This is a genomic window from Acidobacteriota bacterium, assembly GCA_016208495.1.
Taxonomy (GTDB): domain Bacteria; phylum Acidobacteriota; class Blastocatellia; order Chloracidobacteriales; family Chloracidobacteriaceae; genus JACQXX01.
Genome location: JACQXX010000004.1, coordinates 16,018 through 38,661 on the forward strand (window position 1 = coordinate 16,018; position 22,644 = coordinate 38,661).

The window sequence follows — 22,644 nt, forward strand, 5'->3', positions numbered from 1 at the left end:
TTGTACTCAGTTCATTCGACATTCAGCCGCTGGCCGGTGATTCTCTCCTGACCCGAAGCCCCATCAATCGGAACTCCATCCGCATCAAAAAACGCAAACGTCCCATTCCCGCTAAATGATTGACCATCAGCGCTTAAATCAATGGTGAATTTGACTTTTCCAGTGCTATTGAGCGTGCCGTTTGGGTTAACCGCAATAATCATAAACGAAAAGGCATATTTCGAGCCGCCCATTTTTTTCCAGACCCCATGCCCTGGGCCGGTATAGAATGGATCTTCCTCAGGTGGGGGTTGTAACTCGCCACCATCTGTTTGGACCAACGTCCCATCTTTGCCGAAAGTAAACAGCGCCGGAAGTGGTGGAAACGAGGGTGGTTCATCGGCTGATGAAAATGTTGCCATCCAGCTTCCCGTCAAGGTTTGTTTTCCCGCCGCCCTGGCCGAAGCCTGGGTTGGTGTCTGGTTGGGTTGATGGAGTGATCGGGCCTGCAAATCAGAGGTAAATCCGGAAACCAACCCCGCCAAAAGGAAAGTAATAATCAGTCTATTAAAAGTCATAACACGCTTTCTCCTTCTCATTGAGATTTAGATGTAATGGATTTGAGTGTGGTGTCGGTTCCGTGGTACTGCAGCACCGAATTGAGGCAGATCAACCGTGCCCTATTAAACTGGCTCAGCGGGTGGAGATCACCCATTTGTGCAAGCTGGTTCAGCGTTTGATGGTCTACCCCAAGGATCAGCGCTGCCTGCTCAACATCAATCAAATCAACATATTCGTGGCATTCAGAACACCATTCCCCGTTCCGATTGGGTTCACGTCTGAGTGACACCGTCCGTTGAGTTTCAATGGTAATGGTGATTTTCTTTCTCATGGTACCTAATTTCACGCCTTTTGATTTCAGAAAGTCAGGCTTGCTGCTTTAGTTTTGGTGAAAAACCGACGCCAGCGACCATAAGGAAAAACTTGAAAATATGTCTTTCGCAAATTCGGAAAAAGGTATGAAATGCGCCTGGAAAGAGTTTGGAAAGAGTTCGGAAAAAACCTGGAATAAGCTTGTCCGGTAATTTATGTCTAAGCAAACGAAGCACTTCTACGAATTTGGAGCCTTTCGGGTAGACCCCCAGGACCGCTTGTTGCTCAAAGAGGGAAAGGTCGTTCCCCTGGCGCCAAAGGTCTTTGACATTTTATTGATCTTTTTGGAGCACCCAGGCAGCGTCCTGGAAAAAGATAGTTTGCTAGAGCGTGTCTGGCCCGACACGTTTGTTGAGGAGGGAAACCTGGCGCGAAACGTCTCGACACTGCGCAAAGTGCTCGGAGAGGTGGATGAGGGTGCCCAGTTTATTGAAACAATCCCACGTCGTGGCTATCGCTTTGTCGCCACTGTCAAATCCCTGGCCGATGACAGTCTGACTGTGATCGTGCAAGAGCGATCACACATTACCATTGAGGAAGAAGTTGAATTTGATCAGCCCACCACAGCTTCCAGTCAAAATGGCAGTCCTCAGGAACGTCTAACGACCTCTTTTGCACTGACCGATCTGGGACGACTGCCTGAGAACTCAATACAGAGCCTTCCCTCCGGTTCAGAATCACGTTCCCGGCACCGACCACAGGTTTCATTTAGTCCATTAACAATGGTCATCTGGAGTTTATTTATTGGTGTCATTGGAGTTTGTGGTGGAGCTGTTTTTTTGCAGAAGCCTCAGGTTCCAAACTCGCTCCCAGTATTTCGACAGGTGAGCTTTCGAAACGGGATGGTGTGGTCGGCCCGGTTTCTCAAAGATGGAGCGACAATTCTCTATAGCGCCGCCTGGGAAGGGAATCCAGGCGAGATTTTTTCACTTCGACCGGAAACCCCTGAATCACGTCCATTTGGGTTGAGTGATGTCTATCTGGCGGCTGTTTCTTCGACTGGGGAACTGGCCGTGATTACCCATCCAGGGCCATTGGCGCATCGAGGAACCCTGGCGCGAGTTTCATTTTCCGGGAGTGGTGCCCCGCGTGAGGTCCTGGATAATGTCTTTGAGGCTGACTGGTCATCGGATGGAAAAGAGCTGGCCGTCATTCATTTTGAAGATGGGAAGTTCCAGCTTCAGTTTCCGATTGGCAAAACGCTGTACGAAGCGCCGTTGCCGGGCTGGATCAGCAACGTCCGGATTTCGCCAACTGGTGAATGGATTGCTTTTATCAATCATCCGGCACAGGCTTACGATAGCAGCGGGTCAATTTTCCTGATTAACCAGAATGGCAACAAACGCAAGCTATCCAGCGATTGGACATCGCTTAGCGGGCTGGCCTGGTCGCCCTCCGGCTCAGAAATCTGGTTTACGGCATCGGCCAAAGGTATCAATTGTGATTTGTATGCCGTCAATCTGGACGGACAGGAACGGCAACTGGTTCGAGTCCCTGGCAGCCTGACGATCTATGACATTTCTGCTCAGGGACAGGTTTTACTGGCGCGCGAAGACTGGCGCACCGGCATTATGTGTTTGCCACCTGGTGCAACTCAGGAACGGGATCTTTCGTGGCTTGATGGATCCTGGCTCCGGGATCTTTCAACGGATGGCCAACAAATCCTGTTTGACGAAGAGGGAGAAGGTGGTGGGGAAACGGCATCGGTGTACCTGCGCCACACGGATGGCAGTCCGGCAGTTCGACTCGGAGACGGTTTTGCAATTTCACTGTCTCCGAACGGTAAATGGGCGTTGGCGCGATACCGGCACACCAAACCGCCGCAGTTGGTTTTGATTCCGACAGGTGTTGGGCAACCGCAAACCATCCCGGCTGGAGCCATTGAATTTCGTGAATATGGCAACTGGTTCCCCGACAGCCAGCGGCTGGTGTTGTTTGGACGTGAACCGGGGCACAAGCCGCGACTCTACACTTTTGATTTAGAGACCAACGTCATTCAACCTTTGACTCCGGAGGGGATTACCGGGCGTCCGTTGTCACCGGATGGACGGACCATCGTCGTGAATGATGCCAGCCGCAATCGGTTCTGGTTTTCGGTTGAAACCGGAGAAATGCGCCCCTTTCCGGTACTTGAACCGCATACCGGGATTATTTGCTGGAGTGCTGATGGTCGTTCGCTCTTTCTTGTGCAGGGAGAAAATCCGTTGCGGATTTCGCGGTTTGACATTGAAACAGGCCACAAAGAGTTCCTGCGGGAGATTCGGTATTTTGACCAGGCGGGATTGATTTCAATGATTCCGATATTGTATTCGGCGGACGGTAAATCATATGCCTACACATATGTGCGCAAACTCTCAAACCTGTACTTGCTGGACATCGCGCGATAAATCCAAATTTGGAGTGCGGCCCACTCGACGCCGCTTTTCTATGAGCGCCTGAGGTCATCGAGTGGGTTTTGCCCAATGCCTGTATTTGCCGAACTGCGAAGCAACGTCACTTGAATAAAGTGTTAGATGGCCGAACTGTGTTCATTCTTCAATTGCTTCAATCCCACGTTGCTTGAGATTCTCAAGGTGATCGTGCATTTCTTTGAGCTGGTCAGGAGAGTGACCCTGCCAATCTGTAACCTCGCCGATGACGCGAAATGGATTCCGGGAACGGTATGACTTGGTAGGATTTCCAGGAAATCTCTTATTGGTTAGGTTTGGATCATCTTCAATGGATCCTGTTGGTTCCACGATGTAGATCCTGCCAGGTCCGGTGCCAACGGCCAGCTCGGCGCCCCAGATGGCCGCATCCAGTGTAGCAGTCAGGTAAACGAAAGCCGCCTGGTTCCTTTTGCCATAGTTGGAAGCATAGCCCGGTTCGATGAGATCACCCACCTTCAGGTCAGCCTTTGTGCCGTGGTAATACATTTGCGAATCAGGATTGTCGAAGGTAGCCATTTACTACTCCACAGATGTTTAGGGGATTTGCCTGATGTTGCCCATCAGGCGCTGAACAAGGCGGGGGCCAAACCCCAGGAGCCGGTAGATACATGCAGACCAAAGAGCAGTGGCCAGTATGAGAAGCTTGCCGCTCATCCAGTGATTATGCGTCTCAATGGCGCATAACAGGCAGATTGAGCCGTTTTTCCGATTCAGAGTCATCCGGTCGCATTTTGTTATTAGATAGTGTTCTGTGACGTACTGTTACGCCCCTGCACTTCGTAACAAAGTTCCACCATGCCGCTCTGATAGGCTTTGACCTCCGCCAGATGGAGAGCAATGTCTCTGTCGAGCTTCTCAAAGAATGGTATTCCATTGCCAATCAAGACCGGCACAACCGAATAGCGGATCTCATCGGCCAGTCCAAGACGAAGGCATTCGCCTGAAACTGCACCACCTCCGACAACCCAGATGTTACCGAAAGCGGGCCGCAGGCGCTCATTTACCAACTGCGCCAGGTCACCTGAGTAGAACTGTACGGTATCCCGAGTCCGTGGAAGATTGCGACTGGTAAGGACGAAGGTCGGCTTATCACCATAGGACCAGCCCAACCCTTTGGCTTCAAAACCAAGCGCAGTTTCATAGGTTCGAGACCCCATAACGTAGCAGTCAATTGTCTTGAGGAATGCTTCGACGAATTCGGGATCCAGCGTATCCCCGTCTGCGAATTCGTCTGAGGTTTCGAGCCAGTCAACGCTTCCGTCCTTTCGAGCGATAAAGCCGTCGAGGCTTGCCACCATGTGGATCGTTATCCGTGAATTATTAGAGATCGTCATGCTTTTGAACTCGACAGTTGTGTTTTGGAACCGAAAAAGAAGGGATTCCCTCGCTTTTGTGTCTTTCGGAGACACTTCCAGCCTGGAAATCAGTGAGTCTCCGCCAGTCACAAACGTGAGTGGACGTGATTTCAATCAGCTCGGCAGACCCTCCGTCGGAGAAGGACGACGCTTTTCCAAACTGGTTTCGATTGCGGTACCAAAATGAAGGTCGTGCTTGATATCCCACTTCGTGTCGCAATTTGAAAGGCCAGGCTGGTGAAACTGTACCGCATACCGCCAGACCGGGTCTGGTGGCCTGCCGTTGGCGCTCTGCTTGAACAGGGAATCATGCCTCGTCTTGGCTGATGAAGTTATAAACGAGCGCGCCGATGCCCGCGCCAACGATTGGTGCCAGCCAAAACAACCAGAGTTGCGCAATTGCCCAGCCACCAACGAAGATCGCCACGCCGGTGCTTCGAGCTGGATTTACTGAAGTATTTGTAACCGGAATGCTGATCAGGTGAATCAGGGTGAGCGCCAGCCCAATGGCGATAGGTGCAAAGCCTTGAGGTGCGCGTTTGTCTGTGGCGCCAAGAATGACGATCAGAAAGAACATCGTCATGACAATTTCCGTGACCATTGCCGCCACAAGAGAGTAGCCTCCCGGTGAATGTTCACCATACCCGTTTGAGGCGAAGCCCTTTGCGACGTCAAAGCCGGGCGCCCCGCTCGCGATCAGGTAGAGCACCGCACCAGCGGCAATGGCGCCAAGGACCTGCGCCACGATGTACGGCGCCAGCTTATTTGCTGGGAAGCGTCCGCCGAGCCACAACCCGACCGAGACTGCCGGGTTGAGGTGGCAGCCCGAGATGTGCCCGATGGCAAATGCCATGGTGAGAACGGTCAGACCGAAAGCGAGTGACACGCCATGCAGCCCGATTCCGACTTGTGGAAATGCGGCTGCAAGGACAGCGCTGCCGCATCCGCCTAACACCAGCCAGAACGTGCCTAAGAATTCCGCGGTATACTTTTTCATGGTCTTCTCCTTAACGAAAGATGGGGAATGGTTGCCCTGCGACGCCAAACGATTGATTATGCATCTCAATAGCACATAACAGGTGTATTGAGCGTATTTTCCGGCTCAGAGTCGTCTAACAGGTGTATTGAGGAAATTTTCAGGATGTTGTTGGATACGCACATAGTAGGCACAAGAAACGACCAGGGCAAGCGAGTTGCTGAGTACAAGTCCCCATAAAAGGGGGATGAACTTCGACCACTCGCTGGCAGGAACAGTGGTTTTCGCCCGGATGGGCGCTGGAAAATAGCCGGTGGCAAGTGTCGCTTTGGACACGCGGCCACCGGACAGAGTCGCCATCACGGGGTTGCGCCCGGATGGGCGCTGGAACAGGAGTGGTGAGCGAGGCGCCGAAAACCCTGGGGAAACGGGACCCGAACCAGCTTCCAGCGCCCATCCGGGCGCGGACCATCGTGGACCCAAGCTCCGGTGGTGTGCCGCAGAGTGAAGATTTCGAAATCAGACCACAGCGACAAGTCGCTGAAAATGAAAGCTGTGACAAGTCCCAGCACTCCACATGTGTCAAGCCGCCGCACTCCGAAAGGTTTTTTTGTAAAAAGTGATAAAGGTTTAAGATTTCCTATGGGGTTGTTTTTGAATAAATTAACCGATGGCCACGCAGCTCTGCCCCCGCTGCCTTAAGCTGTCGCTGCCAGTCTTTGAATTGAACTGGAGGATGAATGACTAACACCCCCGATTTAAATAGAGGTCTCCAAAGTAGTTCGAGTGAAGACCTTTTTGTTGATATTTTCCAGGAAGCGCTAGGCTTTGAGCGTGCTCAGCTATTGTTGCCGCAGTATCCCTTTCAAGATATTGACGGAAAAGGTCGCTCTATCGATTTTGTTTTGCTTTCAAGGCTTGGGAAGTATGCATTTGAGATCGATGGCGAAGCCTGGCATTTTCCGACACAAGGTATTGTTTCACCCAGGGATTATCGTGATTCATTGGTGCGCCAAAACAGTTTGATTTATCAAGGTTGGAAGGTTTATCGGTGGACTGACGCTCAACTGGCAGGCGAACGAGAACGAGTGAGAGAACAGTTGCGCTTGTTCCTGGAACGGGAAATATCTGAAGGAACGTTGGATGACTTTTTGCCTGAGCAACAAGGCGCTGAAATATCACTCCATGCTCACCAAAGTAATGCAGTGCAATTACTTGACGAACTGAGACGACAAGGGAAAACCATTTCGTTGTTGACCCTTGCAACTGGAACCGGGAAAACCCACATTGCCATTTCAGACGCAAAACGGCTTGGCTTTCGAACTTTGTATCTTGCTCACCGGACGGATTTGGTCAAACAAACCCAAAATCGTTTCCTGGAACTTTGGCCGGAAGTGACTTCTCAGGTTTTTCGAAAGAAGTCAGGAAAACCTGACGCTCATGTTGTTTTATCTACGATACAGGCAATGAGTGACTCGCTTGAACTCTTTGATCCAAAAGAGTTTGGCTATATCGTCTTTGATGAAGCCCACCATGTTGCTGCTCCTATCTATCGAAAAGTGCTGGCTTATTTTCGGGCCAGATTCATTTTGGGGCTGACCGCAACTCCCGAGCGACATGATGGTCAATCCCTTCTCGATTTATTTCAAACCACGGCTCACCGACTTGAATTGGAAGAAGCGATTTCCCGTGGATTATTAGTCCCGATTCGGTGTGTTCGTGTTCGAACAAATGTAGATTTGACCCATATTCATTTCAATGGAGTGGATTATCGGGCTTCAGACCTCGAAATACATTTGTTCATTCCAGGTCGGGACCGATTGATTGTTGATACCTACATTGCTCATGTAGCGGGCAAACGGGCTGTGTGTTTTTGTGTCAATGTTGCCCACGCTGAGAATCTGGCTTTGGAATTTCAACGACAGAAAATCGCTGCGGCCCACGTGTCAGGGCGGACGGATGCCGAACAGCGTCAAGCCACCCTTGAAAAGTACCGACAAGGGGAAATCCAGGTACTATGTGCCTGTGATATTTTGACGGAAGGTTGGGATTCACCCGAAACCGAAGCTTTATTTATGGCCCGTCCGACGCTCAGCAAAGTTGTGTATGTTCAGCAACTTGGGCGTGGGACTCGAAAAGCTCCTGGCAAGGAATGTCTCTATGTTTTTGATTTCATAGACAATACCACCCGATATGCACAGGCAATGAGTGCCCACCGATTACTTCAGAAGGAAAAATACTTCCCTGGTGCTCTGATTGCCGCGCCAGTAGAGCTTCTACAAACCGAAGACCGGCAAATTGCTGCCGGAGAAAAAACAACTGCTCACCTGGGGCTTCATTTATGGGCTGAGCGCTACGAGCCAATTGATATTTTCCGCTGGCAAGACGAAGTTAAAGACATGCTTCAAGCCCATGAGTTGGAGCGAGAACTTGGAGTTGGACAACGGACTGTCCGGAACTGGATTGAAGCCAACCGGTTGCAGCCTGATCACACCATTGAAATGGGCAGCCGGGTCTATCATTATTTTAAAAAGGAGAGAGTTGCACAGATCCGAGCCGATTTCGGGTTGGTCGAAGTTACATCAGAAAATATCAAGCAGCAGTTTTTTGAATTTGTCACCGAAATGGATATGAGTTCTTCTTACAAACCAGTCTTGTTACTCGGGTTACTGGAACTTGCCGATGAGCGGGGAAGGGTGAATGTCCCGGCGCTGGTTCAATTCTTCCGGACGTTTTATCTCAATCGGCAAACATCCGGTCAAAAAGTTGAAGCTGAAGGAAAGCGCATGAATAAAGTAGTGACACTGACAGATACTGAGATTGCGTCGGTGATGTTGGAAATGCCGTTTGAGAAATTTGAGCGTCGGAAATATCTCCGCTATTTAAAAGACGTGACTGTGATCAAGTTTCAAGATGCCTTGTGGAGAGTCCTTACCGTAGAAGACAAGCGCCAACTGAAAGAAATAGCTCAAGCTGCGATCAATTCCTACTATGCCAGAGTCTGACAACCCTTGCCTTTTTTGCCACCTCACAGACCGGATTGTCCTGGAAAACCAATTTTGGGTCATGATCGAAGACGCCTTCCCCGTAAATCTTGGGCATTGCCTGATTATCACAAGACGTCACGTCGCATCATTTCGAGAAATGACCCTTGAGGAATTTCAGGCATTACACCAAATGATTCAAGTGGTTACCGGTTATCTTGATCAAACACATCGGCCCGCCGGCTACAACTTTGGTGTCAATGACGGTGAAGCCGCGGGACAAACTATTTTCCACGTTCATTTTCATGTAATTCCGCGCTTCAACGGTGATTGTGCTGACCCACGTGGTGGAATCCGGAATCTCAAAAAGCCTCTGGTGGCTTACCTTTAGGTAGCTTGAGACTATTTTTTAGCTTCGTACCAGCGCCCGACGGCTTCCAGAATTTGGTGTTCAAATTGAAGTTTGAGGTAATTGAGACATGATTGTGGGTAGTGATGTGTCCAGGTTAGATCCGGCACGGACCGTAATTTTGGTACAGGTGCTCATGATGCGGCGTTTTTGGCAGGCCAACAAACACTATTCTTGTTCTCCAAGATGAGTTGTTCAAGTTGATCTGCAGGCAATTCTTGAGCATCCTCAGCCGCATAGTAGTAATGGGTGGAGTTCCGAAAATCCTTTTTTTCAAGAATGAAGTACAGGTTATGTTCTTGATTGGAGTTGCCAAACTCTAACGGATCAATGTTGAAGACGTATCGCACGGGATACAACAAGCATGGCCATTTTGTCTTGTCAGCGATATGCCACACCACTTCCTGGTGAAATGCAAACAGGCCGTCTTGTTTTTCGACGGTCACACTGAAATCGTCGAGGTGGCGAAGAATTCTGTCATCTGCATATGGATTGGTTTCAACCAGTTCGCTGAAGTGAATTTGGAAGAACGCATCATCAACTTGCGAGATTCGATATCTGCCGTGCGCTTCAGTGTTGATGACCTGTCCACCACCGTCAAGCATCCGGACTAAACCATCGGGCTCAAAGTCCAGGCAGTGCAGATAATCATAGAAGTGTGGGTTGGCAGATAATCGGGTTTGATTATCGAAGAAGTTCGTTGTTTTGACCACAATACACCTCGATGAAGGTAACGACATTCGCCAGGCCGCGTTTGGTGCGCCTGCCAGGTTGACCGCCTCATGGCTGCGAACCTGGTTCCAGTGTTTCCTCACGCCGTATCGCGAGCTTTTGTCGGTTCAGGCTCGTCAGGACAGACTTGAGTTCGGAGACCGCTTCGCTGTCTGTCATATAGTCGGCGAACTCTGGATGGAGCATTGCGCAAAAATGGACCACGAGTAACACGTCAAATCGGTCGTTCCAATTGGCCCAGTTCATTTCGCGCATCTGTTCGTAGCCGGGGTCGTCAGCTACATAGGGAGCGCCACCCGGCACGCAGTAATACTCAAGGAAGATATGATTAAAGACATCGCGCATGTCGTCGTCCCAATCAGGATCGCCGACGATTGAGCCCAACGAGGAGATTTCAATCGTACGATTCAAATTCTTGTCGGTGAAGCTACGGAGTTTGATGTATCCATATGTTTCCGCAAGTACGATTCGCTGCCCTTCAAGGGAAAATCGCCGATTCCCCGCTCCCATAATGCGGATCTCGTAGTTCACAACTGCGATGTCGGCGTCGAGCATAAGCGTAACGCGAACGGTTCCTGATCCCGTTTCCAGGTAGTGTTCATAGACAGTCATAGGTAGATTGACGCCTCCATTGCCAGCGACTCAACGACAAGGATAACCCGGTACACGTGACAGAGCTGGATTTATCAACTAAGCCGGCTACGTGTGCTTTGGTGTAATGCATAATAGTTCTTCAGGAAATGATTTCTGCCTGGGAGCGCAGGCAGGACGCCCGCGCTCAGCGGCACACTGCTGAAGCGAATCGTTTGCTGTTGTGAAATATCATCCAAATCCGGTTGCCTTTACCGCTAATTCAGATGGCAGTTGAATGGTATTTCCCTCCCAGTCAACAGTCCACGTATCAACATTTACCTTCGCAATCTCTGCTGGTATTTCACTTATGATTTTTTCATAAATCCCAAATTCGTCTTCATCTTCTGCAGGGAGCGGAAGGAAAAGATTGCTGCACCCAAGGCTATTTGCGCCGGGTAGATTTTCGTGACAACAACCAATGAACCGAGCGGAGGCATATTCCACATCTCCAGTACGCATTCGCGGAAGGGCGAATCGCAAGTACTCAAGAAGACCGTCTCTCCCCCAATGCAAGTAGATCATCGGCCCAATGGCTAATCTACTTGGACTATGAAAGATCACATTTACCGGATCTGACATTGTACTTTCTCCTTAGGAAGCGTTAAAAAATAAGTTCCTGGGGCGAGTTCCGCCACGTCCAGGTTTTGGTTTTGCACCGCGAAGCGTTGCAGTTCGGATAGCCGGTCGGTTGGCCGCTTTGGGCCTACCACCGGATCCAAAGGCCACCCCTTGTTGCTCCCCGCTTCGCCCGCGCCCCGCAGGGGCACGGGCGAAGCGGGGAGCACTGGAGATGACGAACCTGTTTCCGGTGGTAGCTCACAAAGCCTCGCAACCACCGGCTATCCGAACTGCAGCCTTTCAGGATGCTCAATCCAAATGCCTGATTCCCAAACGAAAACGGGAAGTTGATTTTTTACAGTCCCTAAACGCGACACTGTTTATGGCACGCAAATGCCCCAATCTGAAAACCAATTGAACTGGGAAAGCGTGAGCCAGGCTGGAAGGTGCTGACGAAACCAGAGCCGTCGCCTCAAGTTTGCTCAGCATTTCCAGCCCGCGCCTGGCCAGACGATCTGAGCGTTTGGTGAGAGGGGCAGCCCCAGGTTGCCGGGTCAACGCATTTGCATTTTTGTCATTGGTATCGGTCATAAAGCGATTTTTTCGAAGACAGGTGTTGAGACATCCAAAGGTTGGAAAAACATTCTCGCAGAAATGATGATTTACTGGCAATTTCTTTTGAAGATACACTTTGTTGTTGAAAGGTCGCTGGGCTTGACAGATCCCGCCCGGATGGGCGATGGAGAGTAGCTGGTGGTTTGCCGCTTTGGGCACACCACCGGATCGTCGGTCCGCAGTGGTTCGCGCCCGGATGGGCGCCGGAAGCTGGTTTGATCCCGTTTTCGTGGAATTTTCGGCTTCTCGCTCACCACTCCTGTTCCAGCGCTCATCCGGGCGCGAACCTCCCTGGGGGGCGGATTCCGGTGGGTGCGCCTCAAAGCAGGCTTCCTCACCGGCTACTTTCCGGCGCCCATCCGGGCGAAAACCGACCTTTTCGGCAACGGAGGAAGGTACAGTTTCTGGGAAATGAGAAATTGTTCAGACGCCTGAAACAGTTCAGAGTATCGTCTTTAGACGAGAGGCTTTCATTTTGCCTCCCACTTGTCGAACCTCACATTTTGGAATTGATTGATTAAAATGGCCTGTGATGAACGACTCCAGCAGATTGAGGCTGGGCGACAGCCATCCAAAGAGTGAAGATTTCGAAATCAGACCAGCCAGCGACAAGCCGCTGAAAATGAAAGCTGTGACAAGTCCCAGCACTCCAAATGGTCCAGAATGCAAAATGTTCTGGACAAACCTGACATTCATCAGTAGCCTTGCGGATTCCAAATTTTATCCAACTACTTCACTCAATACAGGTAATTAGCCCATGGCAACCGACGATCTCCACGGCGCGGCTGAAGTCCCTCAGTCGGCTGAGCTTTCCACCTCGCTTGATACCATCCGCAAACAACTCAATCAGGAAATCGGGCTCCGCAAACGGGTGACCAAACCCCTCGAAGATGCGCTCCGGGCACTCAAAGACCCGCATAAATTTGCGGTGGCCCTCTCGGAAAGCGTTGCGGCACTCGAAAAGCCACCCCAGGATGTCAACCTGCCCGAAAATTACTCAGAACTGGTCGCCCAGGTGCGGGTGATTGCCGATGAAAAACTCTCGGAACTGGAATTTACCTTCGCCCGCGATTTGCGCACGGCGTTCCAGGAAAAAGGCATCACGCTTGACGGTCCGCCCAATGCACTGGTTGCCGACCTCTTTTTGATCAAGCCCGATATGCGCAAGAAGCGCGTGGATATCACGTTTTCACGCCAGCCGGTCACTTCCAAGACCATCAAGCTCAATGTAGACGCCGTCGTCAGCGCCTATGACCGTGCCAGAAAGGAAATCTTCGAGCGCAAAACCGACTATCCGCAACTTCTGGCCGATTTGTTTGCCGCGTATGAACGCCTGCTCAAACTCAATGGCGAACAGGTCGGGGCACGCACCGGAATTGTGGATCTTTATACCGAACTGATTTGGGTTCGTCAGCCAGCCGCATTTCGGAAAACACCATCCAACCTGACCTTTTTGGATTATCCGAAAACGCACTTTATTTATGACATGCTTCAGTTGCGCCAGCACAACATCCTGAACCACAACGAGTTCCGGCTCAATTTCGGCGTTTCGACCATCGAAGTCGGCAGCGATAGCCGCAAAGCCATGTTCCTGGCGACCGGTGCCAATGAAGGCGCCTTCATTAAAGATTTGTACTTTACTGTGGAGAAATCGAAGTAATGCTCTCACGTGCAGAAGCTCAGCACATCGTGCGCAAACTCGGCGAATCGGGCATCCCGCCGACTCGCGGACTTGAAGCCTACACGGTCGGTCTCGACTCGATGTTGAAAACCATCGAAGACGAATATTTGAAAGGCTACCTGCCCAACGGCGGGTCCAGCTTCAAGCTGGTCGTCGGCGAATACGGCAGTGGCAAATCCCACTTTTTGTTTCGCGTGCGCGATATCGCCTGGAAAAATGGCTACGTTGTCAGCCGTTCCGAACTCAGCCCGAAGGAATGCCCTTACGACAACCAGCTCAAGGTCTATCAGGCGGTGATCAACAACCTGATCTTCCACGACCCGGATCCAAACGTCGAAGACACCCACGGGATTGAGTCCTTCCTGGAAAATTACTTTCACAACACGCTGCGCACCATCGGCATTGAACAAATGCGCAATTCGATGGGAGAACTTGATTTGCGGGTCAAGCTCTGGCTCGATACCGTGTTGCGCTACAAGGTGGAAAGCCCTTCGTTTCGCCACGCGGTTTATTTTTATTTGCTGGCTGTGGCTGAGGAAAACGAATACAAAAAACGGCTTATCGGTGCCTGGCTGCGCGGGGAAACGGTGGCGCTCAAAGACTTGCGTCCGTTTAGCATCACCGAGAAAATTGACAAGTCCGTGGCGTTCAAAATGTTGCGCTCACTGGCGCAACTCATTCACGAACTTGGCTTTTCCGGGCTGGTTCTGCTCTTTGACGAAGGCGACCGCATGGTGAGCATCAGTTCGGCCAAGGCTGAAAAAACAGCCTGCGACAACCTCCGCGAAGTGGTTGACCGGTGCGCCGGAGAAAGTCTGCCGGGAACGCTCTTTATGTATGCCGTTCCGCCCTATTTTGTGACCAACATTGCACCGCAGTATGAAGCCCTGAGCCAGCGCATCAGTTCCAAGGTGAAGTTCTCGCGCAAAAACCCGTTCAGCGTCCAAATCAGCCTTGATCAATTGGATTTTCCAGGCGAGGAATTGTTGACCTTGATCGGCGAACGGCTGGTCGAAGTCTTTGAACTGGCCTATGACCTCAAGCTCGACCACGAATTGCAGGCCCAAAATATCGCGCAACTGGCCACTTCGTGCGCGGCGCTCCTTTCAACCAGCCACCGGCGGCATTTTGTGAAGTCGCTGATTGATATGCTGACCGAACAGCGAGCCGATGGGGAATTTCTCTACGAAGCCGACGGCGTCAATGGCGTGATCCGGCGGGTGACAGAACAACTTGGGCGATCACAAGGCGGAGAATACTGATGGTTGGCTCACTCGTAAATCATCCGCTTTTTGGGCGCGGACGGGTTAAGGAATTGCGCAATGCGGGTCGTGAAGCCGCCGTGCAGTTTGACAGCGGCATTCGAACCGTCGTGCCGGCTTCAATGTTGACCACGCTTGAAACCTCGACGGCAGTGGCGGTACCTCGTCCGCAGCCAATGGCGGTCAGACCGGAACTGACGCCGGACCAGCGCCAGCAGTTTGCCGCCCGGCGGACGATTGAAGCGCTCAGGTATGGCATTGTTCCCCAAAAGCGCATCCGGGAAATGAGCGTGGGCCTCGAACGTCCGCTCAACAGTCTGCACGAAGCCTTTGAGTGCGTGCAGCGCGAAGGCGGGGATTTACGCGTGGTGGTCGGCGAATATGGCAGCGGGAAAAGCCACTTCTTTGAAATTGCCGCCCAGGACGCGCTTGAACGCCGGTATCTGGTGGCCATCACCAGTCTGGACATTCAGGAAGTGCCGCCAAATCGCCCGCAGCGGATTTACAATTCACTGATCAAATCGTTGCACTTGCCCGATCAGCCTGATGAACGCGGTCTCGTGCCGTTGCTTGAAACCGTTTGTTCGCGTCCGACGGCGATGGCGGCGATGCTTGAAAAATTACGGGGAACAATCTTCGCCACGGTCATTCAAAATTATGCCCAGTTGCGCAGCAAGGACGGCGAAGAACTCCAACTCCTGCTCGATTGGATCTCCGGCGAGAAAGTCTATATTTCCGACATTCGTAAAGCCCTGCCAGTTCGGAATCAGGATTTCCCAGCACCAGCGCTTTCAACCATGACGACCACGGCTGACCAGTATTGCTATCTGCTGAGCGGCTGGGGATGGGTTGCTTCGCAGCTTGGTTATGCCGGGCTGGTACTGCTGATTGATGAATCGGAGCATTACAGCCTCTTGCCGCAACGCGGAAAAGAACGCGCCGACAACATGTTTAAAGGCTTGATTTACACCTGCACCGCCAATCAGCCAAACAGCCGAATTACTGAAAATGACCTGGAGCACCACCACACCAACCAGCATTCATTTCGATTGATGGAACACAGCCACCTGTTGACGCTCTTTGCCATGACACCGACGGTCAATGCCTTTGATTACCGGCGCTGGCTCCAACCGGAACAAATCATTACGCTCGAAAGTCGCTGGGATGAAGGCACGATTGAAGAACTGATGTCGCGGCTCTATGTACTGCATCGGCAGGCATATGGGTATAACCGAAGCGACATTTTGCTTGATGTCGCGCATGGCCTGCTTGAATGCCTCGAAAACCGGTTGATCAACCTTCGCCAAACCATCCGATTGACAATGGAAATTTACGACCGCTGCTTTGCCTACCCGGATTTCGCGGCGACCCAGGCAGTTGACGAAGTGCGGCGGGCGTTGCTCGGACGGTAACTGTGGAGTGCGGTGGCTTGACACCGCTTTGGACTTTATGTACTGGCTCAAGGATCGGTTGCACCACACGTGGGATGCGTTTTTCTCGCGGTTCGGGACGTTTACCGACATCCAGACGCGAGCCATTGAGCCTGTATTCCAGGGTCGAAACTGTTTTATCGTCTCGCCCACCGCCAGCGGAAAAACCGAAGCCGTGCTGGCGCCGCTGATCGAACGGCTGTTTCACTCTTCTGCTCGAACTTCCCATTCGCTTTCACTCCTTTATATTGTTCCCACCCGTGCCCTGGCCAATGATCTGGAAAAACGCCTGATTGGACCGCTTGAACGCCTCTCCTTTCGACTGGCTGTGAAGACCGGAGATACTCATGGCCTGCAACAGGTAAAAAGGCCGGATATGCTGATAACCACGCCGGAATCATTGGATTCACTGCTGGCCAGCCGTCCACGAAGTCTGGTTCATTTGCAGGCCGTGGTGCTTGATGAACTCCATGCGCTCGACAACACTCCACGCGGAGACCAGCTTCGACTCTTGCTCAATCGCTTGCGGCGACTCAAACAATTTGCTTTTGAAAAAGGCGACGCGGCAACCAGAGAAATCCAGTTTTGCGCCATGTCGGCCACGGTTGAAAACCCCATCCAGGTGGCCGAACGCTATTTTGCTGATTCACTTGTGGTTGCCAGTACTGAACGGCGTGAAATCAAGGCTGAAATTCTTCCGTTTCAAGGGGCGGATTCGCTAATTGAATTGTTTGCGTCGTTACAATCGCAACGTCGAAAAAAAGTGCTTGTCTTTTGCGAGACCAAAGCCGAATGCGAAGCCTGGGGACATGGCTTTCAGCAGGGAACGCCGTTTGGCGACCAGGTGTTTGTCCATCATGGCAGCCTCGACCGTGAAGTGAGGCTGCGGGCGGAAGTTGGATTTTCGCAAACTGGCGCGGCGCTGTGTTTTGCGACTTCGACGCTTGAACTTGGCATTGATATTGGTGACGTGGATCTGGTCGTGTTGATTGGTCCACCGGAAAATAGCAGCGCTTTTCTGCAACGCATCGGTCGTGGCAACCGAAGAACCGGCCAAACCAATGTGATTGGGTATTTTCGCACGGAAATCGAAGCGGCTTTGTTTTCTGTCTTTCTCCGGGTGGCCACAACTGGTCAACTCCAGCCCGGCAGTGAAGAACTCGACAATGGGCCGTACTGGTTTCGGCCATCGGTCGTGGTCCAGCAGCTTTGTTCCTATGTCAAACAGACGCCATTTGGCGAATTTGACCCGGAACATTCCTTTTCCCTGGTGACTCAACCTCACGGGAACCCATTGATTTCAAAAACTCAGTTTGACTTGATCATCAATCATCTGTTGGAAAACAAAATATTTGTCCCTGGAACTGACCGACTGTTGAAGCCAGGGCCAGAGTGGGAATTGCTCCACGAACAGCGGGCGATTTACAGCAATCTCACCCTGAAGTTACGCGAACCAGTCGAAGTTTTTAACCAGATAACCGGTCGCCGGATGGGGGAAATTGATTTTTGGGTGCCGATTGGCGAGGTGTTTTTGCTTGGCGGGCACACGGTTCGGGCGATCAGGTTTGAAAGAAAGCGGCTGTTTGCTGAACCGACCACTGACGAAGCTGGCTGGCGCGCTGGGGCGTTTGGTTCTGGAAGCCGTCGCATGCCTCCAGCACTGGCGGCGGCTGTCGCTCAGGAACTTGGCTTGCCGCAACCGGCTCATATATCAGATCTTCCGGGAGTGACGGTCGAACCAGACACAAATCCGGAAGTTGATGATGAAATCTTGCCGCCTTCAGAAACCTGGGTATTTCATCAGGCCGGGGAAATGTACGGCGTGGTTTTAAGCTGGATGCTCAATGAACATTTTGGCGTGGATGTGATCGAATGCACGGATTTGCATCTCAAAATCAGTGGCTATGTGCCGACTGAACCGCTGGCCTTTACTCCGGCGCAAGTCAGGACCTGTTTGACACGCCACCGAAAGCATTTTCAGCGGCGCCTGGACGTTGGCTGGTTTCATCGGTTGTTGCCGGTATCCGTCCAAACTGAAGCTCTGGTTCAAGCTTTTGATCCAGAACGGTTTACGCGGTTGTTTTCAGGAAGAAGAATCAGCGGCGCGGGCTAGGGTTCGGGGTTCGGGGTTCGGGGTTCGGGGTTCGGGGTTCGGGGTTCGGGGTTCGGGGTTCGGGGTTTTCGAAAAAGAAATGCCAGCCGGAGGCTCGATTGAGGAGGCTTCTTCGCCTGGGAGAGGACTGATGAGTGGTTGCTGTGATAATTTTTCTAAAGTGATTGATAGTGCCCAATGAGTTGTTGTATATAAAAGATATAAAAATTATACCTTATTATTATGCGAATTAAATGGGATGAGCCAAAACGTCAACTTGTTCTGGCAGAACGTGGAGTGGATTTTGCATATCTGCAGGATCTGGTGAGCCTGCCCTACATTGAAGATCAAAAGTCTGATGACCCCGAGCAATACCGAATCATTGGATTTGCAAACGGAATGATGGCCACGTTTATTGTTGAATATCGCTTTGATGAATTGGGAGAAATTATGTGGATTGTCACTGCCTGGCAATCAACCAAATCAGAACGGAGAATGTATGACCAGGAAACCCATTACTGACATTGAAGAAATCGCACGGCGAGCCCAAAGTGGGGAAGATATCTCCGAACACTTCACCGGGAAATTTGTTGCCAAACAACGGGTTAACGTAGATTTTCCTTTAGCCCTGCTCCGGGCAATTGACGCTGAATGTCTGCTCGTTGGCATCCCACGCCAGGCCTGGATCAAAATGGCCTGTGATGAACGACTGCGCCAGATTCAGGCGGGACGACAGTTGCCTCCGAAGGAATCGAATTAGGGTTTCGGGTTTTCGAAAAAGAAATGCCAGCCGGAGGCTCGATTGAGGAGGCTCCTTCGGCTGGCATTGTGCTTGTAAGCTTTCTCTATGGCAGGTCTTTCACGCAGGTTGGGGTTCAAAGTTCCTGACAGAATGACGAGGGGACAAGGGGATAAAATGACAAAGTGACAAGGGGACAAGGGGACGATGTGATAAGGGGCATAAGCGCCAGGATAAGGGTTTGAGGCCCGAAGGGTCGTTGTTTAATAGCCGTGGTGCGAAGCCCACGGTCACAGCCAGGACGAGACCCCCAAGCCCGACAACAGCGTCGTTCAATGCCAACGGAAAAGACACAGGGTTTCTTATCCTGGCGCTTATGCCCCTGAATCCTGACCCCTGACCCCTTATAATGTTGCCAGATACTGCGCTTCGATCTGGTTGGCCAGGTCCTGGGCACGTTCCTGTAAGCTGTTGATGGTACTGCGGTACTCTTCGACCAGTTCTTTCGAATCCAGCGACGAAAGATTGATCAACACGTTATAGCGCGCACCTTTGATGGCAGTCAGCGCCAGTTGGGCCCCCACGGTGACGTCACACAACAGGTTCGGATTCCCGATTTCGGCCAGATCAGCCAGTTGTTCGAGGACGTTGAACGCTTCGTGCGCCATGCGGAAGGGCACGGTGGCGGCGTGTTGCGTAGCTTCCTGGATGGCGGTGGCCCGGGCCAGTTTTTCGGCTTCGGTTTCCTTGGGCAGGCGACGGGCAGCCAGCACACCGTCAAAGCTGGCGGCATCTTCGTCAATGCGGGCTTCGAGCGTCTGTTGCAGGGCTTCGAGTTCGGTGCGGATATCGAGCACCTGACCTTCAACCGCCGCATATTTGGCCCGGCCTGCCGTCATATTGCACATCATTTGACCCAGCGCCGTGGCGAGGCTGGCGACAAAGGCTGAGACGCTGCCGCCGCCGGGAACGGGTGTTCCAGCGGCAACTTCCGCCGGGAAATTCCCAAGTTTGGCCGCGCGCTTGTCGGCTTCACTGCGACCTGTGGAGATCGTCTGACCCGAAGTTTCAAGCGCCTGCTGCAGCCGGTTTTCCAGAATCTGGTCTTCGCTGAAATTTTCGAGCCGCAAATAGAAGTCGCTGCAGGCATTGAGCGCGGCCTGCGGGACAAGCCCGACGATTTCGCTGCCGACAATAGAAGCACCATAGCGTTCGGCCTCGCTGCGAACCATTTCAAAGGCCCGGAACAGCGGCGTACCCAGGAAATTCACCATATTCATCGAAATTTGCACGATGCTTCGGTCACGCAGTTCAAACCCGAGCGCTTTGACAAACATCAGCCCCCCGTCACGACCACGAATGGCTTTGGCGATTTTTTTGGCGACTGAAATGTCTGAGGTGTTGAGGTTAATGTTGTAGGCAATCAGTGGAGGACGGGCACCAACCGCCACGGCGCCAGCCGTCGGGTGGATTTTGGGTTCGCCGAAATCCGGATGACGGGCCGGGTTGGTCTCGATTTCAGCCCGGATGCCTTCAAATTGCCCGCGCCGGACATCAGCCAGGTTGGCGCGTTCGGGGCGTGTGGCCGCCCGTTCATAGAGATAAACCGGAATTTTGAATTCTTCAGCAATTCGTTTTCCGGCGCGGCGGGCCAGTGCGACGCAATCTTCCATGGTGACGCCTTTGATTGGCACAAACGGGCAGACATCGGTGGCGCCCATCCGGGGATGCTCGCCAGTATGGGTATTTAAATCAATGAGTTCCGCCGCACGTCCGACGCCTCGGACAGCCGCTTCGAGAACGGCTTCGGGTGAACCGACAAATGTCACGACCGAGCGGTTATGATCGGCATCACTTTCCGACCCAAGGAGCACCACGCCGGGAACGCTGGTGATGCTGGCTAAAATTTGCTCGACGACCTCTGGCCGCCGGCCTTCGCTAAAGTTAGGAATGCATTCGACGATAGTTTTCATAAATTACACAGAATGAAGAATTGAGGATGAAGAAACCATTTAGTGGTTAGTGGTTAGTGGTTAGTGGTTAGTGGTTAGTGGTTAGTGGTTAGTGGTTAGTGGTTAGTGGTTAGTGGTTCTTCGAAAGTATTGATGTCTAACCACTAATCACTACCCACTAACCACTCTTTGGTGGTTCTTCGAAAGTATTGATGTCTAACCACTAATCACTACCCACTAACCACTCTTTGGTGGTTCTTCGAAAGTATTGATGTCTAACCACTAACCACTAACCACTAACCACTCTTTGGTGGTTCTTCGAAAGTATTGATGTCTAACCACTAACCACTAACCACTAACCACTTGCTTTCTGAAAGCGGCGCACACCTTACCCAATCATGTGCTGGAATGCAATTTCTGACACGAAAAGAGATGGGAGATTTTTCACTTTTTGAGGGCCTTTTCGAAAGCCATCAGGGCAGGGGAGAGCCCAGAATTGGCAAGATCTCTTGATTTTCTCATAACTTGGTACGAATAATAGACTTGCAGAAACATTGCACAATCTGTTAGCTTCACGTTCAGTTACGTTCTCAAAAACAATCATATACAGCACTGGTTTTCTTTACGAAAGGCCCCGGTTGGCGGGCCGTGGCTGGGTGGATGCTTTTTTGTGTTCATTCAGCCTGGAAAAAAAACGAGTTTGTTGCAAACAGTTTGTGAAACGGGGCGCTCAAGCCCTGATCTTAACTTTGAAATTTTGTTTAAGTGGAGGATGGTCATGACCAAAGCAGAGCTGGTGGATGAAGTTGCACGTGCTGCGGAGCTCACCAAAAAAGACTCAGAAGTTGTTGTTGAAGAAGTGTTTCGGAGCATCATTGATTGCCTGAACAAAGGTGAAAAAATCGAGTTGCGTGGATTTGGCTCATTCCGGATTCGGAATCGTGGGCCACGTCGTGGACGCAACCCCAAAACCGGAGAGTCGGTTGATATTCCCGCCAAAGCCGTGCCGTACTTCAAGCCGGGGAAGGAACTCAAGGAATTAATCAACGGCGAATAACTGCAAAAGCCTGGGCTGAAATCAATGGATGAGGGATGAAGGATGAGGGATGAAATCAATCCGAAGGTTTGAATCTCAGACCTTTTCTTCTTGAGTCCTGGAAAGCAGGTCCAAAAAAGGGATTTGGTTCATCCCTCATCCCTCATCCTTCATCCCTTCAGTTGCCCCGAGCCCTCTACCCTTGGTTTCTCCCCATTTCCTGGCCATTGATATGGATCATTTGTGGACACCCTGGCGGTATCAATACATCAAGGATGAAAAACGGCTGACTGAGTGTCCGTTTTGCACCGTTGTTCAGGAAGAGCAGGATGAAAAAAACTTTATTCTGTATCGTGCCTGCTACAACTTTGTGATTCTCAACATTTTTCCATATACCGGCGGCCATTTGATGGTGATTCCCTATCAACACATTGCCGAACTGGTTGCGCTTGACAAAGAAGTCAGTGATGAATTGATGGATTTGACCAAGTTGTGCAACCGGATTTTGCAGCGGGAATATCATCCCCATGGGTGCAACCTGGGGATGAATCTTGGTCGCGCCGCCGGGGCGGGCGTGGCCGCCCATCTGCATATGCACATTTTGCCGCGGTGGATGGGTGACGTGAATTTCATCACCACCGTTGCGGAAACCCGCACTGTTCCCGAAGATTTGATAACGACCTATCGGCGACTGCACCCATATTTTCAGCAATTGTCGCTGGAACGTTCCGTCTAAATAGCTCCTGCGTCAGTTAAAAAGAATGCGGACTGGCGAACGAAACGCCTCCCACCATGTAGCTTCCCCCTCATAAGCGCCAGAATAAGGGAACAGAGTCCGATCTGGACAAG

At 51.6% G+C, this 22,644-nt stretch carries 23 protein-coding genes; 13 read left to right on the forward strand and 10 right to left on the reverse strand.

What is annotated here, in order from left to right:
- Window positions 1–11: 11 nt before the first annotated feature.
- Together HY774_00665 and HY774_00670 are read right to left on the reverse strand one after the other, a co-directional pair.
- Window positions 12–557 (reverse strand): hypothetical protein, encoded by a 546-nt coding sequence (locus HY774_00665; protein MBI4746972.1) that lies wholly within the window; start codon window positions 555–557, stop codon window positions 12–14.
- A 17-nt stretch (window positions 558–574) separates the two neighbouring features.
- Window positions 575–871, reverse strand: a complete 297-nt coding sequence (locus HY774_00670) for a hypothetical protein (protein ID MBI4746973.1) — start codon at window positions 869–871, stop codon at window positions 575–577.
- A gap of 196 nt (window positions 872–1,067) precedes the next feature.
- On the opposite strand from HY774_00670, the gene HY774_00675 reads away from it, so the two are divergent.
- Window positions 1,068–3,299: a winged helix-turn-helix domain-containing protein gene (locus HY774_00675; protein MBI4746974.1), complete on the forward strand. Its 2,232-nt coding sequence runs from the start codon at window positions 1,068–1,070 to the stop codon at window positions 3,297–3,299.
- A gap of 141 nt (window positions 3,300–3,440) precedes the next feature.
- Here HY774_00675 and arr read toward each other — a convergent pair whose 3' ends face one another.
- The 4 genes from arr to HY774_00695 form a co-directional block, all read right to left on the reverse strand.
- On the reverse strand, window positions 3,441–3,857 hold the full coding sequence (arr, locus tag HY774_00680) for an NAD(+)--rifampin ADP-ribosyltransferase (GenBank protein MBI4746975.1): 417 nt from the start codon (window positions 3,855–3,857) through the stop codon (window positions 3,441–3,443).
- Between the two features lie 221 nt (window positions 3,858–4,078).
- Window positions 4,079–4,639, reverse strand: coding sequence for a dihydrofolate reductase (locus tag HY774_00685; GenBank protein ID MBI4746976.1), 561 nt, complete (start codon window positions 4,637–4,639; stop codon window positions 4,079–4,081).
- Between the two features lie 364 nt (window positions 4,640–5,003).
- Window positions 5,004–5,693: an aquaporin Z gene (gene aqpZ / locus HY774_00690; protein MBI4746977.1), complete on the reverse strand. Its 690-nt coding sequence runs from the start codon at window positions 5,691–5,693 to the stop codon at window positions 5,004–5,006.
- 105 nt (window positions 5,694–5,798) lie between these two features.
- On the reverse strand, window positions 5,799–6,155 hold the full coding sequence (locus HY774_00695; protein MBI4746978.1) for a hypothetical protein: 357 nt from the start codon (window positions 6,153–6,155) through the stop codon (window positions 5,799–5,801).
- 257 nt (window positions 6,156–6,412) lie between these two features.
- Between HY774_00695 and HY774_00700 the strand changes: the two genes are divergently transcribed.
- Together HY774_00700 and HY774_00705 are read left to right on the forward strand one after the other, a co-directional pair.
- Window positions 6,413–8,677: a DEAD/DEAH box helicase family protein gene (locus HY774_00700; protein MBI4746979.1), complete on the forward strand. Its 2,265-nt coding sequence runs from the start codon at window positions 6,413–6,415 to the stop codon at window positions 8,675–8,677.
- Window positions 8,664–9,047, forward strand: a complete 384-nt coding sequence (locus HY774_00705) for an HIT family protein (protein ID MBI4746980.1) — start codon at window positions 8,664–8,666, stop codon at window positions 9,045–9,047. Before HY774_00700 ends, HY774_00705 begins: the two co-directional genes overlap by 14 nt.
- A 152-nt stretch (window positions 9,048–9,199) precedes the next feature.
- Here the strand turns inward: HY774_00705 and HY774_00710 are convergent, their stop codons facing one another.
- From HY774_00710 to HY774_00720, 3 genes are all read right to left on the reverse strand, one after another.
- Window positions 9,200–9,778, reverse strand: a complete 579-nt coding sequence (locus HY774_00710; GenBank protein MBI4746981.1) for a hypothetical protein — start codon at window positions 9,776–9,778, stop codon at window positions 9,200–9,202.
- Between the two features lie 67 nt (window positions 9,779–9,845).
- A complete protein-coding gene (locus tag HY774_00715) occupies window positions 9,846–10,409 on the reverse strand; it encodes a hypothetical protein (GenBank protein MBI4746982.1) in 564 nt (187 codons plus the stop codon).
- A gap of 210 nt (window positions 10,410–10,619) precedes the next feature.
- Window positions 10,620–11,009, reverse strand: coding sequence for a hypothetical protein (locus HY774_00720; protein ID MBI4746983.1), 390 nt, complete (start codon window positions 11,007–11,009; stop codon window positions 10,620–10,622).
- A gap of 211 nt (window positions 11,010–11,220) precedes the next feature.
- On the opposite strand from HY774_00720, the gene HY774_00725 reads away from it, so the two are divergent.
- The 8 genes from HY774_00725 to HY774_00760 all read left to right on the forward strand — a co-directional run bounded on the left by HY774_00725 (window position 11,221) and on the right by HY774_00760 (window position 18,828).
- On the forward strand, window positions 11,221–11,406 hold the full coding sequence (locus HY774_00725) for a hypothetical protein (GenBank protein ID MBI4746984.1): 186 nt from the start codon (window positions 11,221–11,223) through the stop codon (window positions 11,404–11,406).
- Between the two features lie 321 nt (window positions 11,407–11,727).
- Window positions 11,728–12,018 carry a hypothetical protein gene (locus tag HY774_00730; protein ID MBI4746985.1) on the forward strand — a complete coding sequence of 97 codons (291 nt, stop codon included), beginning with the start codon at window positions 11,728–11,730 and terminating at the stop codon, window positions 12,016–12,018.
- Between the two features lie 342 nt (window positions 12,019–12,360).
- Window positions 12,361–13,263: a hypothetical protein gene (locus HY774_00735; GenBank protein ID MBI4746986.1), complete on the forward strand. Its 903-nt coding sequence runs from the start codon at window positions 12,361–12,363 to the stop codon at window positions 13,261–13,263.
- Window positions 13,263–14,546: a DUF2791 family P-loop domain-containing protein gene (locus HY774_00740; protein MBI4746987.1), complete on the forward strand. Its 1,284-nt coding sequence runs from the start codon at window positions 13,263–13,265 to the stop codon at window positions 14,544–14,546. Before HY774_00735 ends, HY774_00740 begins: the two co-directional genes overlap by 1 nt.
- Entirely contained in the window at window positions 14,546–15,958 is a 1,413-nt protein-coding gene (locus tag HY774_00745) for a DUF2791 family P-loop domain-containing protein (GenBank protein ID MBI4746988.1), read from the forward strand. Before HY774_00740 ends, HY774_00745 begins: the two co-directional genes overlap by 1 nt.
- 7 nt (window positions 15,959–15,965) lie before the next feature.
- Window positions 15,966–18,089 (forward strand): DEAD/DEAH box helicase, encoded by a 2,124-nt coding sequence (locus HY774_00750; GenBank protein ID MBI4746989.1) that lies wholly within the window; start codon window positions 15,966–15,968, stop codon window positions 18,087–18,089.
- A 222-nt stretch (window positions 18,090–18,311) separates the two neighbouring features.
- Window positions 18,312–18,590, forward strand: a complete 279-nt coding sequence (locus HY774_00755) for a hypothetical protein (protein ID MBI4746990.1) — start codon at window positions 18,312–18,314, stop codon at window positions 18,588–18,590.
- Window positions 18,568–18,828 carry a CopG family transcriptional regulator gene (locus HY774_00760; protein ID MBI4746991.1) on the forward strand — a complete coding sequence of 87 codons (261 nt, stop codon included), beginning with the start codon at window positions 18,568–18,570 and terminating at the stop codon, window positions 18,826–18,828. The genes HY774_00755 and HY774_00760 overlap by 23 nt, the downstream gene beginning before the upstream one ends.
- Window positions 18,829–19,211: 383 nt before the next feature.
- Here HY774_00760 and ftcD read toward each other — a convergent pair whose 3' ends face one another.
- Complete coding sequence (gene ftcD, locus HY774_00765; GenBank protein MBI4746992.1) at window positions 19,212–20,780, reverse strand: glutamate formimidoyltransferase; 1,569 nt, start codon at window positions 20,778–20,780, stop codon at window positions 19,212–19,214.
- A 757-nt stretch (window positions 20,781–21,537) separates the two neighbouring features.
- On the opposite strand from ftcD, the gene HY774_00770 reads away from it, so the two are divergent.
- On the forward strand, window positions 21,538–21,816 hold the full coding sequence (locus tag HY774_00770) for an integration host factor subunit beta (GenBank protein ID MBI4746993.1): 279 nt from the start codon (window positions 21,538–21,540) through the stop codon (window positions 21,814–21,816).
- A gap of 211 nt (window positions 21,817–22,027) precedes the next feature.
- Entirely contained in the window at window positions 22,028–22,531 is a 504-nt protein-coding gene (locus HY774_00775; protein MBI4746994.1) for an HIT domain-containing protein, read from the forward strand.
- The last annotated feature ends 113 nt before the right edge of the window (window positions 22,532–22,644 follow it).

Bases quoted from the DNA above. Each gene is read 5' to 3' on its own strand.
- HY774_00665 (MBI4746972.1), bottom strand. From the start codon at position 557: ATGACTTTTAATAGACTGATTATTACTTTCCTTTTGGCGGGGTTGGTT.
- HY774_00670 (MBI4746973.1), bottom strand. From the start codon at position 871: ATGAGAAAGAAAATCACCATTACCATTGAAACTCAACGGACGGTGTCA.
- HY774_00675 (MBI4746974.1), top strand. From the start codon at position 1,068: ATGTCTAAGCAAACGAAGCACTTCTACGAATTTGGAGCCTTTCGGGTA.
- arr (MBI4746975.1), bottom strand. From the start codon at position 3,857: ATGGCTACCTTCGACAATCCTGATTCGCAAATGTATTACCACGGCACA.
- HY774_00685 (MBI4746976.1), bottom strand. From the start codon at position 4,639: ATGGTGGCAAGCCTCGACGGCTTTATCGCTCGAAAGGACGGAAGCGTT.
- aqpZ (MBI4746977.1), bottom strand. From the start codon at position 5,693: ATGAAAAAGTATACCGCGGAATTCTTAGGCACGTTCTGGCTGGTGTTA.
- HY774_00700 (MBI4746979.1), top strand. From the start codon at position 6,413: ATGACTAACACCCCCGATTTAAATAGAGGTCTCCAAAGTAGTTCGAGT.
- HY774_00705 (MBI4746980.1), top strand. From the start codon at position 8,664: ATGCCAGAGTCTGACAACCCTTGCCTTTTTTGCCACCTCACAGACCGG.
- HY774_00715 (MBI4746982.1), bottom strand. From the start codon at position 10,409: ATGACTGTCTATGAACACTACCTGGAAACGGGATCAGGAACCGTTCGC.
- HY774_00720 (MBI4746983.1), bottom strand. From the start codon at position 11,009: ATGTCAGATCCGGTAAATGTGATCTTTCATAGTCCAAGTAGATTAGCC.
- HY774_00725 (MBI4746984.1), top strand. From the start codon at position 11,221: ATGACGAACCTGTTTCCGGTGGTAGCTCACAAAGCCTCGCAACCACCG.
- HY774_00730 (MBI4746985.1), top strand. From the start codon at position 11,728: ATGGAGAGTAGCTGGTGGTTTGCCGCTTTGGGCACACCACCGGATCGT.
- HY774_00735 (MBI4746986.1), top strand. From the start codon at position 12,361: ATGGCAACCGACGATCTCCACGGCGCGGCTGAAGTCCCTCAGTCGGCT.
- HY774_00740 (MBI4746987.1), top strand. From the start codon at position 13,263: ATGCTCTCACGTGCAGAAGCTCAGCACATCGTGCGCAAACTCGGCGAA.
- HY774_00745 (MBI4746988.1), top strand. From the start codon at position 14,546: ATGGTTGGCTCACTCGTAAATCATCCGCTTTTTGGGCGCGGACGGGTT.
- HY774_00755 (MBI4746990.1), top strand. From the start codon at position 18,312: ATGCGAATTAAATGGGATGAGCCAAAACGTCAACTTGTTCTGGCAGAA.
- HY774_00760 (MBI4746991.1), top strand. From the start codon at position 18,568: ATGACCAGGAAACCCATTACTGACATTGAAGAAATCGCACGGCGAGCC.
- ftcD (MBI4746992.1), bottom strand. From the start codon at position 20,780: ATGAAAACTATCGTCGAATGCATTCCTAACTTTAGCGAAGGCCGGCGG.
- HY774_00770 (MBI4746993.1), top strand. From the start codon at position 21,538: ATGACCAAAGCAGAGCTGGTGGATGAAGTTGCACGTGCTGCGGAGCTC.
- HY774_00775 (MBI4746994.1), top strand. From the start codon at position 22,028: ATGGATCATTTGTGGACACCCTGGCGGTATCAATACATCAAGGATGAA.